A 12,732-nucleotide genomic window follows, 5' to 3' on the forward strand; every position below is an offset into this window, starting at 1 on the left:
TTCGGATGACCACCGACTTCTGGGGGCATCCACTTACTCGGTCATTGCCAAACAGGGGAATGGCAGAAACCGCAAAAACGTCTAGCGCCAGCAATATGCCGGGCCGACATGACTCTTTGATTACTTCTTGGGACGCTTCGCGCCGTACTTGGAACGCGACTGCTTGCGGTCTTTCACGCCTTGCAAGTCCAGCGAACCGCGCACGATGTGGTAACGCACACCCGGCAAGTCCTTGACACGACCGCCGCGCACCAGCACCACGCTGTGCTCTTGCAGGTTGTGGCCTTCACCGCCGATGTAGGAGATGACCTCGAAGCCGTTGGTCAGGCGCACCTTGGCAACCTTACGCAGAGCCGAGTTAGGCTTCTTCGGAGTCGTGGTGTACACGCGGGTGCAAACGCCGCGGCGCTGCGGGCAATTCTGCATTGCCGGCGACTTGGATTTCGTGACCTCGGCCTGACGGCCGTGGCGCACGAGCTGATTGATGGTTGGCATAAGTAACTTGTTCCCGTTTGAAGTCACACACTTCAGCAGCATCACTCAGGATGAGCGCAAACCTTGACCGGCTGACGCTGCGCACCCGGCACCTACGCGGGATACGACACACGCCTGAAACCTTCACAAAGACTCAAGAATGAAGCGGCCGACAGGACAAAACACCGTCGACAGTTTTCCGTGAATCCATGGAAAATTCTCAGCAAGGCCTGCTGAAGAGCCCACGATTGTAGAACACATTGCCGAAGTGGCACAAGCGCGAGGCTCTCGAGCAGCTATGCTGCGGCGCGCGACGTGGCGCACAGGCACGCATACTCAGCCAGGGTCCGCTGAGCTCAGGCCGCGATTTGACCCGCTCACTCCATTGAAACCTTGATGCTTCGAGATCCGAATTCAGACGCGCGGCCACTCCAAGCCGTCATCGACACGCAAGTGGTGATGGACTGGCTGGTTTTTCGCGACGCACGCGTCAGCGCGCTGACGGCGGCGGTCAGCCATGGGCAGCTGCGCTGGATCGGCCAGCCCGCCATGCTCGATGAACTGCGCCACGTGCTCGCGCGCGGCGTTGCCGCCGCCTTTGAACCCGACCTCGTTTGGATCGAAGACCATTTCGCGCGCTTGTGCCACATGATTGAGGCAGCCAGCCCACCGGCCGTGCGCCTGATTTGCCGGGATCCAGACGATCAAAAGTTCATCGATCTGGCGATTTCCCAAGGCGCCCAATGGTTGTTTTCACGTGACCGGGCCGTGCTGGCCCTGGCCAAACGCGCCCGCGCTCAGGGGCTCGTCATCATGAGCCCCGACTCCTGGCAGTTGCCCTCCGCCGCGGAGCCCGCCCCTCAAGCCTGATCTTTGGGCTTGGCGCAAGCCGGCTTGCACACGACTTCGGTGCGACCGAGGACGCGCTTGGACTGCAAATTGTTGGGAGTGCGGTGTTTGCCGCACTTGAAGCAGGAGCGGGTGTGGCCGCTACCCAGGAAGGGCGAGCCGCCCAGTTTGGACTCGTAACGCAGACCGTTGTCACTGACGCTGGTGTAGGTGTCTTTGCTCATTGTTGTCGCGGGTTCACGGTGCCGACCGTCAGCGCGAGGGGCGCCTAGGCCTGGATGTGCTGGACTACTTTCCTCTGCCCTCTAGACCATAGTAGGCGGCTCGGAGCGGCTTTGACTACCTCGCTTGCCCCAGGTTTTGTCACAATCGCGCTCGCCGAGGGGCCCACCCCCTCATATGCGGGCGCTGGTCGCGCCAATCCGCCCTCCCGGGCTGACTTTCCACCACTTTTGCCGCTCCAGCCTCTGATATGGCCAAACTGTTTTTTCGCTACGCAGCCATGAATGCAGGCAAATCAACCGCCCTGCTGCAAGTGGCACACAACTACGAGGAACGCGGCCACGGCGTGCGGCTCTTCACCGCACAGCTCGACGATCGATACGGGCGCGGCACCATCACCTCACGGCTGGGTCCGCAACGCGAGGCCGAGGTCTTCGGTCCGGAAACTGATTTCTTGGCGATGGCGCTGCAACTGCCTGAGGTGTCATGCGTCTTGATCGACGAGGCGCAGTTTCTGCTCAAGCCCCAGGTCTGGGCGCTGCATGAACTGGCGCACGTACGCAATGTGCCGGTGATTTGCTACGGCTTGCGTACCGATTTCCAGGGCGAACTGTTCCCTGGCTCTGCCACCTTACTGGCTTTGGCGGACGAGATGGATGAGATGAAGACCATCTGCAACTGCGGCCGCAAGGCGACGATGAATATGCGTGTGGACGCCAACAACCGCAAGGTCACCGAAGGCAATCAAGTGGAGATTGGCGGCAACGCCCGCTATCGGGCAGTGTGCGGACGCTGCTTCAGACAGCAGGTCTGAAGCAGCGCACCGGCTAGAAGGCGCTTTCGCGCCCGGCTCAGCCCTTGCTGAGTTGTTCGTCGAGTTCCTTGCACGACGGTGCGCAGACCGGCTGCGACTTGCCCAAGAGCTTCTTGGATTTCAGCATCGCGCGCGGGCGGTGCTTGCCGCACAAAAAGCACGACATGGTTGCGGCACCAAAGGAAGAGGTCGCCGCAAACGGCGAACCTGGTGCTTTAGAGCGGTAACGCAGACCATCGGCTTCGATGGTCGTTTTAGTACTGTCCTTGGCCACGTCGGTCCTGATAGTGAGTTAGTGGGAGCTTGCCAGGGTGGGCCGATGACTCCGTCTCCGAAGCAGCCGGCCACCTGAGCCAACCCCTCTATTTTCCACTATCTGGAGGCCAATCCGGCACGGTAGCACTCAGACGGCCCCGGACACAGAGGGAGGGGATTCCCCTAGAGCAGCGTTGACCGCTGCGTGAATGCCCCCGCCACGATGCGTTTTCAGGCCACTCAACGGCCCTGAAAACGAGGTTCCCGGCGCTCCTGCCAGGCTGCCACACCCTCGGCCAGATCCTCCGACGCATTGGCTTCGGCCACATCCGCTTGCAGAGCCATCGGGTCTAGCCTGTCGCGCGCGATGGCATTCAAGTGTTTTTTCATGCCCAACAGCGCCAGCGGCGCCATGGCCAGCAGCTGAGCCACCAAGGCTTCAGTCGCAGACTCAAGCGCCGCTGCGTCGGGCAGCAGCTGGTCGAGAAAGCCACTGCGCAGCATCCCCTGCGCATCGAGTGTGGCGCCAGCCAGCAACACCTTTTTGGCCCAGGGCAGCCCCAGGCGAGTGACGTAGCGCTCCATGCCACCGCGATAGAAATGCAGACCCAGCCGGGCCGCCGGCACGAACATTTCGCAGGCGGGCTGGCCGAGGCGGAAGTCGCAGGCCAACGCCAGGTCGGTGGCACCGCCGTAGACCCCGCCCTGGATCTGCGCCACGGTCACCGGCCGGGCGTTCTCCCAGGCATCGCTGAGTTGCTCAAACAGGGCGCCCGCATTGAGCCCCGGCACTGCGCCGATATTGAAGCCGCTGCAGAAATGCCGTCCCTCACCGCGCAGCAGCAGCACGCGCAGCTCCGGGCGTTCGTTCACCAGCTGCAACTGCTGCTGCAAACACTGCAGATCACTAGGCTCCAGCCGATTGGCCAAGCGCGGCCGACGCAGCGTGATGCGGGCCAAATGGCCGTCGATTTCTAGCAGAGGGGCAAGGCCGGGCATGACAAGGACAGTGACAAGGAGGTCGAAACGGACCAGTCTAGCGGCTGACTCTCACACCTGCTTCAGCGTGCGCGTTTGTCAATGCGGCCCTGCCCCGAGCTGCGGGCCTGCAGGGCTTGATTAGAGTCGGGGCTCCAGCGCCCTGCCGCGAGCACCGAACCAAGCACTCCATGGATCTATCGATTGCCAGCATCCTGATGCTCGACGGCCTAAGCAACGGCGCCATCTACGCCCTGCTGGCACTGGCCACCGTGCTGGTGTTCACCGTGACCCGGGTGATCTTCATTCCGCAAGGTGAGTTCGTGGCCTTCGGAGCGCTCACCTTGGCCGCGCTGCAGCAAGGCCAGCGCCCCGGCACTGTGGTGTTTTTGCTGAGCTTGGCGGCTCTGGTGGCGCTGTTGGACCTTTGGGCCGGCTGGCGTGCGGGTGAGGCGACCGCCGCGCTGCTGATCCGAGTGGCCAAAGCGGCTGCATGGCCCGTAGCCCTGGGTGCTCTCGCCTGGTGGGCGGCACCCTTGCAACTGCCCCTGCTGCTGCAGGTGCTGCTGACCCTGGCCATCGTCACGCCCATGGGTCCCCTGCTCTACCGCCTCGCCTACCAGCCCCTGGCCGATGCCTCGGTGCTGGTGCTGCTGATCGTGTCTGTGGGCGTGCATTTCAGCCTGACCGGACTGGGCTTGCTGTTCTTTGGCGCCGAGGGTTCACGCAACCCCAGCTTCTGGGACAGCAGCTTCACCCTCGGACCGCTCTTCATTGCCGGGCAGACGGTGATCATCCTGCTGGCCTCGCTGGCTCTGATCGTGCTGCTCTGGCTGTTCTTCGAGCGCAGCCTTTATGGCAAGGCCTTGCGAGCCACGGCGGTGAACCGCCTGGGCGCCCGACTGATGGGCATCTCCAGCAACTCGGCAGGGCGCCTGTCCCTGGCCATGGCAGCCTTCATTGGCGCGCTCTCGGGCGTGCTGATCAGCCCGACCACGACAATTTTTTACGACAGCGGCTTTCTGATCGGCCTGAAAGGCTTCGTCGCCGCCGTCTTCGCCGGCCTGGCCAGCTACCCCGGCGCGGCGCTGGGCGCGGTGCTGGTGGGACTGCTGGAGTCCTTCAGTTCCTTCTGGGCCAGCGCATTCAAGGAGGTGATCGTCTTCACCTCTATCCTGCCGGTACTGCTGTGGCGCTCCCTGCGCAACCCGCACCAAGACGAGCATTGACGACGATGCGCCTGAATCGACAAACCCTGCCCGCAGCGCTCGGCCTGGCCCTGCTCTTCTCCCTACCCTTGCTGCCGGTGCCCGAGTTCTGGATCACCCAGCTCAACTACATCGGCATGTTCGCCCTGGTCAGCCTGGGCCTGGTGCTGCTGACCGGTGTGGGCGGCCTGACCTCTTTCGGCCAAGCCGCGTTTGTGGGCCTGGGCGCCTACAGCACGGCGGTGCTGAGCACCCAGTTCGGCCTTTCGCCCTGGCTGGGCCTGTTGGCCGGCTGGCTGCTGACCGGAGGTGTGGCCTGGTTGCTGGCCCTGCTGACGCTGCGCATGTCGGGCCACTACCTGCCCCTGGCGACCATCGCCTGGGCGCTGAGCCTCAACTTCAGCATGGCCAACCTCGAGCTGTTGGGCAAGTACGACGGCATTCTGGGCCTGCCGGCTCTGCAGCTCTTCGGCATCAGCCTGCAAGACGGCCGCGCCATCTACGGCCTGATCTGGGGCATCGCCCTGCTGGCCGCGCTGGCGGTGCGCAATCTGCTGGACTCGCGACCCGGCCGCGCCATCCGCGCGCTCAACGGCGGCGTCACCATGGCCGAGGCCATGGGCGTGTCCACCTTCCGCTACAAGGTCATCATCTTCGTGCTGGCGGCCCTGCTGGCCTCCACCTCGGGCTGGCTGTTCGCCCATGTGCAGCGCACGGTCAACCCCAGCCCCTTCGGCCTGAAGATGGGCATCGAGTACCTGTTCATGGCCGTGGTCGGCGGCGTGTCCAGCGTCTGGGGCGCCTTTGTCGGCGCCGGCGTGTTCAAGCTGGTGGAAGACGAGCTGAAGGAGCTGCTGCCCGCCCTGCTCGGCAGCAATGGCAATTTCGAGATCATCGTGCTGGGCATCGTGCTGGTGCTGGTGCTTCAGCATGCGCCGCGCGGACTCTGGCCCTATGCCCAACAGCTGCTGCAGCGCTGGTGGCCCAGCCCGGGCCGAGCGCAAGATTGGAGCCAGGCCGCGCCCCTGCCGCAACGCGCCAAGCCGCAGGCGGGCGAGCCGCTCTTGCAGGTCGAGCGTCTGCGCAAGCAATTCGGCGGCTTGGTGGCCGTGAACGATGTCAGTTTTGGCATCCGGGCCGGCGAGATCATCGGCCTGATCGGCCCCAACGGCGCCGGCAAATCCACCACCTTCAACCTCATCACCGGCGTGCTGCCGGCCAGCGGCGGCGCGGTGCATTTCCGCGGCGAGGACGTGTCCGGCCTGCCCTCGCGCGAGATCGCCCGGCGCGGCGTGTCGCGCACCTTCCAGCACGTCAAGATGATGGCCGAGATGACCGTGCTGGAGAACGTGGCCCTGGGCGCCTACCTGCGCGGCCACAGCGGCACGCTGCGCGCTCTACTGCGCCTGGACCGCGCCGAGGAGCAGCGCCTGTTCCGCGAGGCCGAGCTGCAGCTGCGCCGCATCGGCATGGCCGAGCAAGCGCATGAGCTGGCCGGCAATCTGGCCCTGGGCCCGCAACGCCTGATGGAGATCGCCCGCGCCCTGTGCAGCGACCCCGCCCTGCTGCTGCTGGACGAGCCCGCCGCCGGCCTGCGCCACAAGGAAAAGCAGGCCCTGGCCGAGGTTCTGCGGCAGCTGCAGCGCGAGGGCCTGAGCGTGCTGCTGGTCGAGCACGACATGGAGTTCGTGATGGGCTTGACCGACCGCCTGGTGGTGATGGAGTTCGGCACCAAGCTGATCGAAGGCACGCCGGCCGAAGTGCAGGCCAGCCCCGAGGTGCGCGCCGCATACCTCGGCACCGAACATTGAATGCCTCTGCCAGGACGCTGAACTTATGAGTTCCCCCACACCCTTGCTGAGCGTGCGCAGCCTGCACGCCGGCTACGGCCGCGCCGAGGTGCTCAGCGGCCTCGATCTGGACCTGCCGGCCGGCCAGGTGGTCACGGTCATCGGCCCCAACGGCGCCGGCAAGAGCACCACCTTGAACGCCTTGATGGGCGTGCTGCCCGCGCGCGGCCGCATCCTGCTGGACGGCGAGGACATCGCCAGCCTGAGCCTGGAAGAACGCGTGATGCGTGGTCTGGCTCTGGTGCCGGAAAAGCGCGAGCTCTTCACCACCATGAGCGTGGAAGACAACCTGCTGCTGGGCGGCTACCGGCCGCTGCGCCTCGGCCAGCGCGACTGGCGCGAGCAGCTGCCCCAGGTGTTCGAGCTGTTCCCGCGTCTGCTGGAGAGGCGCGCGCAGCTGGCTGGCACGCTGTCCGGCGGCGAGCGCCAGATGCTGGCCGTGGGCCGCGCCCTGATGGCCCGGCCCAAGGTGCTGATGCTGGACGAGCCCAGCCTGGGCCTGGCGCCGCTGGTGGTGAAAGAGATCTTCCGCATCGTGACCACCTTGCGCGAGCGCGGTGTCAGCGTGCTGCTGGTGGAGCAGAACGCCCGCGCAGCGCTGGACGTGGCCGATTACGGTTATGTGTTGGAGACGGGTGCCATCGCCTTGCAAGGACCGGCGGTCTCCCTGGCCGGCGACGGACGCGTGGCCGAAACCTATCTGGGAAGCGCACGCAAGCCGGCCGGCTGAGCCGGCGGCGAAGAAAAACGCACCTACCTGCAATACTTGACGAATCAGCCCCGAGCATGACACCGGCAACGAGCTTCAAGCAGATACTGGCAGCCGACCCAAGACCTGCACTCCTGCCGAGGGAGTCCCATTTGCCCGCCATGGAACTGTTTGCTCTCGACCCTGAAGTCATCGACCTCGAAACTAGGCTGAGCACACTGCACGGTACGGACCGACTGAGCGTCATCCCGGCCCTGGCCTGGCACTTGCGCCAGCGCGACTGCAAACGAGCCCTGCTGCTGGTCAACGAAGCCGAAGAACTGCTGACGCAAGTGGCCTGGAATGAAGGCCGTCGCCAAGCCTGCCATGCACGCCTGCTCCTGGTGCTCGGTGAGGTGGCGTGGTTGTTTGCCCAGCTCGATGCCGGCGAACAATACGCTGAAGCGGCGGTCGAGAATTTCGCGCAGCTGGGCGACCGGGTGGGCTGCGGTGACGGCCAGATTTTGCGTGCGGCGCTGTGCACGGAGCGCGGTGACAGCACAGGCCGCGATGCCTGCCTCAATCAAGCGCAAGACGACTTCCGTGCGGCCGGCGACAGCACGCGCCTGCAGATCATCCGGGCCATGCAGCTGAGCCATGCGTCATGGCGTGACGCGCCGGGCACGGCCGCCCGTCTGCAGCAACAGTTCGACCCAGACCAACCCCTGCCCGCCTCGGCGCAAGCCTGGGTCAGCAGCGCCAGCGCCCTGGTGGCCACCTTCACCGGCGAGTTGGGCCAGGCCATCAAGCATTTCCTGCAAGCCCACCATTGCGCCTTGGAAAGCGGCCAGATTCGCCACGCCATCTTTTCGGTCAGCAATGCGGCCGACAACTTTGCCTCGCTCGGTGACCTCGACGCCGCCCTGGAGTGGGATGAGCTGGCCCTCGCCCAGGCGCAAACCAGCGGCTGGCCGGGCACGCTGGGCAGCGCACAAATGCAAACCGGCAATGTGTTGCGCCTGCTCGGGCGCTTGCCCGAGGCACACGCCATCCTCAACGAGGCTCTCGAGTCCATGCGCGAGCTGCAAGGGGCCAGCCGCTACAGCCTGGCCCTGCAGTACCAAGGCGATGTGGCCCTGGACATGGGTGAACCGGCCGCAGCACTCGATTGCTTTTTGCATGCCGAGACGATTGCCGCCAGTCTGGGGGAGCTCTTTTACCTGCTGCGCTGCTGGCGGGGCCAAGCCAGCGCCTTGGGCCGTCTGGGCGAGCCCGAACAAGCGCTGAGCAAAATTTCTTCCGCCTTGCTGCGCGCACGCGAGCTGGGCAGCGGTGATGAGCAGATCAAGGTGCTGCGCGTCTTCGCAGAGCTCTACCAGCAACATGCCCTACCCGCCCCCGAGGGTCAGCGAGCGCCGAGTGCGAGCCTGCACTTCCTGCTGCAGGCCCTGCAGATTGCCAATGGCATCAAGGGCTACATCCTGCCCAGTGATTTGCTCGACGAAGTCGCCAACGCCTACGCGGCGGCTGGCGACGCCGCACAGGCTCGAAATTATGGGCAGGCTGCCGCAGCCGCGCGCGACAACAAGCGCCTGGACGATGCGCGCAACCGCGCCATGGCCATGCAGGTGCGTCAGGAGAGTGCCCTGGCCCGTGCCGAGGCCGAGTACCACCACCGCCTGGCCCAGGCCGAAAGCCAGCGCGCCGCGCAACTACAGGAGGCCAGCGCCACGCTGGAGACCCTCGGGCGCGTCGGCCGCGAGATCACTGGAAGCCTCAACACCGACGCGGTGTTTGCCGCGCTCTACCGCCACCTCGGCCAGTTGCTGGACACGACCTCGTTCTTTGTTTACTTGCTGGAGCCCGGGGGGCACGCGCTCAAGGCCGCCTTCATCAATGAGGCGCGCCATCATTTCCCCTCACCGCTGATCTCGCTGCATGACCCTCAGTCGCTGACCGCACGCTGCGCCCGCGAGCGCTGCGAACTGTTCTATCCGATGGCAGCCCGTAACAACCCACCCGAACACCTGATGGGCCCGCTGGAAACCCAAAGCATGATGTTCAGCCCGCTGCTGATCGGAGACCGACTGCTCGGGGTCATGGCGGTGCAGGCGGTCGACAGCCATGCCTACGGCGAACGCGAGCAGTCCATCTTTCGCACCCTGGCCGCTTATGCCGCCATCGCCCTGGACAACGCCGGCGCCTATGCCGCGGCCGAGACCGCGCGCCAGCAGGCGAACGCCGCGCTGGAGGCCCTGAACGAAGCCCGCGCCAAGCTGGCCGACCGCGCCGAGTGGCTGGCGGAGGAAGTGCGCAAGGCCACCAACCAGATCGTCCAGCGCGAGCGCGAAACCGTGATCCGCCTGTCCAAGGCAGCCGAGTACCGCGACCCCGAAACCGGCGCCCACATCCTGCGTATGGCGCATTACTCCGAGCTGATCGCGCGCGCCCTGGGCCTGCCCGTGGCCGATCAAGAGCTGCTGCTGGAAGCCGCGCCCATGCACGACATCGGCAAGGTCGGCATCACCGACAGCATCTTGCTCAAGCCCGGCCGCCTGACGCCGGAAGAGTTCGAGGTGATGAAGCTGCACGCCAGCTATGGCTACGAGATCCTCAAAGACAGCTCCTCCCTGGTGCTGCAGGCTGGCGCCGCCATCGCCCTGGGCCACCACGAGAAGTACGACGGCACGGGCTACCCGCAGGGCCTCAAAGGCGAGGCCATCCCCATCTTCAGTCGCATCGTTGCTGTGGCTGATGTCTTCGATGCCCTGACCTCCGAGCGCCCCTACAAAAAAGCCTGGACGCTGGAGGCCGCTGCGGCACACATCCAGGCCCATGCCGGCAGCCACTTCGACCCCGATTGCGTGCGTGTCTTCTTTGAGCGCTGGGACGAGGTGCTGGACATCCGCCAGCGCTTCCAGGACGAAGACTGAGCCCTCAACTGCGGGGCCTGCTAACCTGTCGGCTCCACCCAGGAGATGCCATGTTGCCCCGCTTGAACTCGCGCCCAGCATTCGATCGACCCACCCCTCGCGCGACCCGGCGGATCGCGTGGCCACTGCGCCTGGCCCTCAGCCTCGGTCTGATGGGCGGCGCCCATGCCGAGCCCGTCGGCGAGGTCGACACCGCCTTCAAGCTGATCGGGCCCGACCACAAGGTGGTCGTCGACGCGCACGAGGACCCCAAGGTCGCGGGCGTCACCTGCTATGTGTCACGCGCCAAAACCGGCGGCATCAAGGGCGGCCTGGGCTTGGCCGAGGACAAGGCCGAGGCCTCGATCGCCTGCCGCCAGACCGGGCCGATCAGCTTCGCCAAGCCCCTGGCGCGGCAGGAGGAGGTGTTCAACGAGCGCATTTCTCTGGTGTTCAAAAAGCTGCGCATCGTCCGCATGGTCGACAGCCGCCGCAACACCCTGGTCTACCTGACCTATTCCGACCGTCTGATCGACGGCTCGCCGCAGAACAGCGTGACCGCCGTGCCAGTGGACCGGGCCACGCCGATTCCGCTGAAGTAAGAACCGGTCAGCGCCGCAGCGGCAAGGGAAACGCCGCCAGGCTGGCATGGCCGTCTTTCGACAGGGCCTGCACGCCGAACACCACATTGTCTTTGGACAGGTTCTTGAGCGTGTGGCGGGCGACCCGGCCCAGGTCCTGATGATGCTGCCAAACGGCCGAGTCGGTATGGCGCCAGACGATGCGGTAGCCGGCCACCTCGGATTCGGGCGCCAGGGTCCAGCTGAGGGTGCTGTCGTTGCTGAGCTCGGTGGCGTCCAGGCGCACGTTCTGCGGCGCGGCGGGCGCCAGCGCCAGCGTCGCCAGGCCGGCGGCATTGATGCGGGCGACATTGGCCACGTAGGCGAAATCGACGAACTCGGGCAGGTCGCCGTAGCGCACGCCGTTCTCCTCGCGCAGGTTCTGGTGCTGGTGCGCAAAGTTCTCGAAGGGCTCGGAGAAGCGCACCGCGGCATAGCCGCGTTCGAGGAAGGGCAGGTGGTCGCCGCCGCGCAGATAGCGGTCACGGCGCTGGATCAAGTTGACGGTGAAGCCAGGCAGGTAGCGCTCGCCGGCGGCTTTCAGATGGCGGCCCAGCTGGTGGGTGGGCAGGTCTTCGCTGCCCCCGGCCAGCACCAGCTGCTGCAGCGCTTCACGCGCGGCCTCGTTGGCGCGCGCCTCGGCATCGGGCGTGGGCGTGTTGGCGCGGGCGGCCACCAGCATGCGCAGCAGCGGGTCCAGGCCGTCGGCAAACAGGCGCAGCTGGCGCTCGTCCACCTGGCCGGCATCGCCGCGCGGGCTGCCGATGATGTCGTTGGTGATCATGGCCTCGATGGGCAAGCCCTGGCGCCGCGCCTCGCGCGCCCAGTGGGTGGCGCCCAGCAGACCCTGCTCTTCACCCGGCACGGCCATGAAGACCAGGGTCGCTGGAAAGCGGTGGCCGGCCATGGCGCAGGCCAGCTCCATCACCGCGGCCACGCCCGAGGCGTCGTCGTTGGCACCGGGCGAGGCGCCCTCGGCATCCATCACATCGCCGTTGCGCGAGTCGTAGTGGCCGCTGACCACCAGCAGGCGCTGGGCCGCCGCCGGCGCGGTGCCGGGCAAGGTGGCCACCACATTGACCAAGGTGGCCGGGCGCGGCATGCGGTTGCCGGCGGGCTCGACAAAGCTGTCCAGGCTCACCTGCAGGCGGCCGCCGCTGCGTCGCGCGCACTGCTCCAGCTCGGCCTGGATCCAGCGCCGCGCGGCGCCGATGCCGCGCTGCTCCGATTCGGTCTCGGACAAGGTGTGGCGGGTGCCGAAATCGACGAGGCGACGGATGCGCTGCTCGATGCGCGGCGCCGAGATCTCGGCCAGGATCTGCTGGACCCGCGGGTCCAGCGGCGCCGGTTGAGCGACCGCACCCATCATCATCACGCCGCCCAGGGCCGCTCCCAAGATCCAAGCACGCATGCACATCAACCAGTCATCCTGGCCCCAAAAACGAAGGCCCTGATTCTGCGAGCTTTGCGCCAGCGCCGCTCGGCAAGCGCGACAAAGCCCCCCCGGCATTTGCCCCTAGAGCCAGGGCCACATCGGCCACCTACACTGCGCACCGGATTCAGGAGAGTGCAGGCCCACCCGGGCCCTGCCGCCGAAGGCGCAAGCTCCCATACTCGCTCAGGCCCCGTACTGGATCCGTCAACAAGCCGAATGCTGGAGAGAGCGGCCCGCGCAGACGATGTGCGAGCCGCCACCGAAGGAGCAAGGCCATGCCCCCGGGGCGCGGCTGAATCTCTCAGGTAACAGGGACAGCGGGAGCGGCGCGCGTCTAGCGCACGCTCTGCCATTGCCCGATCTGTGCTCTGCCCGGCTCGCGCCCCACCCTGGGGTGCCTCACCTGCCTGGAACGAAACACAGCCCG

Annotated in this window: 12 protein-coding genes and 2 riboswitches; of the genes, 7 read left to right on the forward strand and 5 right to left on the reverse strand. The window is 66.0% G+C overall.

The features are described from left to right. Positions 1–120: 120 nt before the first annotated feature. Positions 121–495, reverse strand: coding sequence for a 30S ribosomal protein S12 (rpsL, locus tag ACQY39_RS24220; RefSeq protein WP_102766011.1), 375 nt, complete (start codon positions 493–495; stop codon positions 121–123). Positions 496–870: 375 nt separating this feature from the next. Here rpsL and ACQY39_RS24225 point away from each other — a divergent pair, with 375 nt between their 5' ends. Next, positions 871–1,344: a PIN domain-containing protein gene (locus ACQY39_RS24225; RefSeq protein WP_428510643.1), complete on the forward strand. Its 474-nt coding sequence runs from the start codon at positions 871–873 to the stop codon at positions 1,342–1,344. On the opposite strand, the gene ACQY39_RS24230 is transcribed toward ACQY39_RS24225, so the two are convergent. Then, positions 1,335–1,547, reverse strand: coding sequence for a hypothetical protein (locus ACQY39_RS24230; RefSeq protein ID WP_263520972.1), 213 nt, complete (start codon positions 1,545–1,547; stop codon positions 1,335–1,337). The genes ACQY39_RS24225 and ACQY39_RS24230 overlap by 10 nt on opposite strands. 248 nt (positions 1,548–1,795) lie before the next feature. On the opposite strand from ACQY39_RS24230, the gene ACQY39_RS24235 reads away from it, so the two are divergent. Next, positions 1,796–2,359, forward strand: a complete 564-nt coding sequence (locus tag ACQY39_RS24235; protein WP_263520974.1) for a thymidine kinase — start codon at positions 1,796–1,798, stop codon at positions 2,357–2,359. Positions 2,360–2,396: 37 nt separating this feature from the next. Here the strand turns inward: ACQY39_RS24235 and ACQY39_RS24240 are convergent, their stop codons facing one another. Together ACQY39_RS24240 and ACQY39_RS24245 are read right to left on the reverse strand one after the other, a co-directional pair. Next, positions 2,397–2,633: a hypothetical protein gene (locus ACQY39_RS24240; RefSeq protein WP_102766008.1), complete on the reverse strand. Its 237-nt coding sequence runs from the start codon at positions 2,631–2,633 to the stop codon at positions 2,397–2,399. A 221-nt stretch (positions 2,634–2,854) separates the two neighbouring features. Continuing rightward, entirely contained in the window at positions 2,855–3,613 is a 759-nt protein-coding gene (locus ACQY39_RS24245) for an enoyl-CoA hydratase/isomerase family protein (protein ID WP_428510646.1), read from the reverse strand. 170 nt (positions 3,614–3,783) lie between these two features. On the opposite strand from ACQY39_RS24245, the gene ACQY39_RS24250 reads away from it, so the two are divergent. From ACQY39_RS24250 to ACQY39_RS24270, 5 genes are all read left to right on the forward strand, one after another. Continuing rightward, positions 3,784–4,821: a branched-chain amino acid ABC transporter permease gene (locus ACQY39_RS24250; protein WP_428510648.1), complete on the forward strand. Its 1,038-nt coding sequence runs from the start codon at positions 3,784–3,786 to the stop codon at positions 4,819–4,821. Between the two features lie 5 nt (positions 4,822–4,826). Continuing rightward, a complete protein-coding gene (locus tag ACQY39_RS24255; protein WP_428510650.1) occupies positions 4,827–6,611 on the forward strand; it encodes an ABC transporter permease subunit in 1,785 nt (594 codons plus the stop codon). Positions 6,612–6,636: 25 nt separating this feature from the next. Next, positions 6,637–7,380, forward strand: coding sequence for an ABC transporter ATP-binding protein (locus ACQY39_RS24260; RefSeq protein WP_428510652.1), 744 nt, complete (start codon positions 6,637–6,639; stop codon positions 7,378–7,380). Positions 7,381–7,520: 140 nt separating this feature from the next. Next, the gene (locus ACQY39_RS24265) at positions 7,521–10,271 is read left to right on the forward strand and encodes an HD domain-containing phosphohydrolase (RefSeq protein WP_428510654.1); all 2,751 of its coding nucleotides are present in this window, start codon (positions 7,521–7,523) and stop codon (positions 10,269–10,271) included. 152 nt (positions 10,272–10,423) lie between these two features. Further along, positions 10,424–10,852 (forward strand): CreA family protein, encoded by a 429-nt coding sequence (locus ACQY39_RS24270; RefSeq protein WP_428510942.1) that lies wholly within the window; start codon positions 10,424–10,426, stop codon positions 10,850–10,852. Between the two features lie 7 nt (positions 10,853–10,859). On the opposite strand, the gene ACQY39_RS24275 is transcribed toward ACQY39_RS24270, so the two are convergent. Then, positions 10,860–12,281 (reverse strand): M28 family metallopeptidase, encoded by a 1,422-nt coding sequence (locus ACQY39_RS24275; protein ID WP_428510656.1) that lies wholly within the window; start codon positions 12,279–12,281, stop codon positions 10,860–10,862. Positions 12,282–12,420: 139 nt separating this feature from the next. Beyond that, positions 12,421–12,513: riboswitch (glycine riboswitch) on the forward strand. Between the two features lies 1 nt (position 12,514). Continuing rightward, positions 12,515–12,633, forward strand: a riboswitch (glycine riboswitch). Positions 12,634–12,732 lie beyond the last annotated feature (99 nt).

Source organism: Roseateles sp., assembly GCF_965262435.1.
Taxonomy (GTDB): Bacteria; Pseudomonadota; Gammaproteobacteria; order Burkholderiales; family Burkholderiaceae_C; genus Paucibacter_A.

Excerpts from the sequence above, each read along its gene's own strand:
- rpsL (WP_102766011.1), bottom strand. The coding sequence starts at position 495 with ATGCCAACCATCAATCAGCTCGTGCGCCACGGCCGTCAGGCCGAGGTC.
- ACQY39_RS24270 (WP_428510942.1), top strand. The coding sequence starts at position 10,424 with ATGGGCGGCGCCCATGCCGAGCCCGTCGGCGAGGTCGACACCGCCTTC.
- ACQY39_RS24275 (WP_428510656.1), bottom strand. The coding sequence starts at position 12,281 with ATGCGTGCTTGGATCTTGGGAGCGGCCCTGGGCGGCGTGATGATGATG.
- ACQY39_RS24255 (WP_428510650.1), top strand. The coding sequence starts at position 4,827 with ATGCGCCTGAATCGACAAACCCTGCCCGCAGCGCTCGGCCTGGCCCTG.
- ACQY39_RS24245 (WP_428510646.1), bottom strand. The coding sequence starts at position 3,613 with ATGCCCGGCCTTGCCCCTCTGCTAGAAATCGACGGCCATTTGGCCCGC.
- ACQY39_RS24265 (WP_428510654.1), top strand. The coding sequence starts at position 7,521 with ATGGAACTGTTTGCTCTCGACCCTGAAGTCATCGACCTCGAAACTAGG.
- ACQY39_RS24250 (WP_428510648.1), top strand. The coding sequence starts at position 3,784 with ATGGATCTATCGATTGCCAGCATCCTGATGCTCGACGGCCTAAGCAAC.
- ACQY39_RS24225 (WP_428510643.1), top strand. The coding sequence starts at position 871 with ATGCTTCGAGATCCGAATTCAGACGCGCGGCCACTCCAAGCCGTCATC.
- ACQY39_RS24260 (WP_428510652.1), top strand. The coding sequence starts at position 6,637 with ATGAGTTCCCCCACACCCTTGCTGAGCGTGCGCAGCCTGCACGCCGGC.
- ACQY39_RS24235 (WP_263520974.1), top strand. The coding sequence starts at position 1,796 with ATGGCCAAACTGTTTTTTCGCTACGCAGCCATGAATGCAGGCAAATCA.
- ACQY39_RS24230 (WP_263520972.1), bottom strand. The coding sequence starts at position 1,547 with ATGAGCAAAGACACCTACACCAGCGTCAGTGACAACGGTCTGCGTTAC.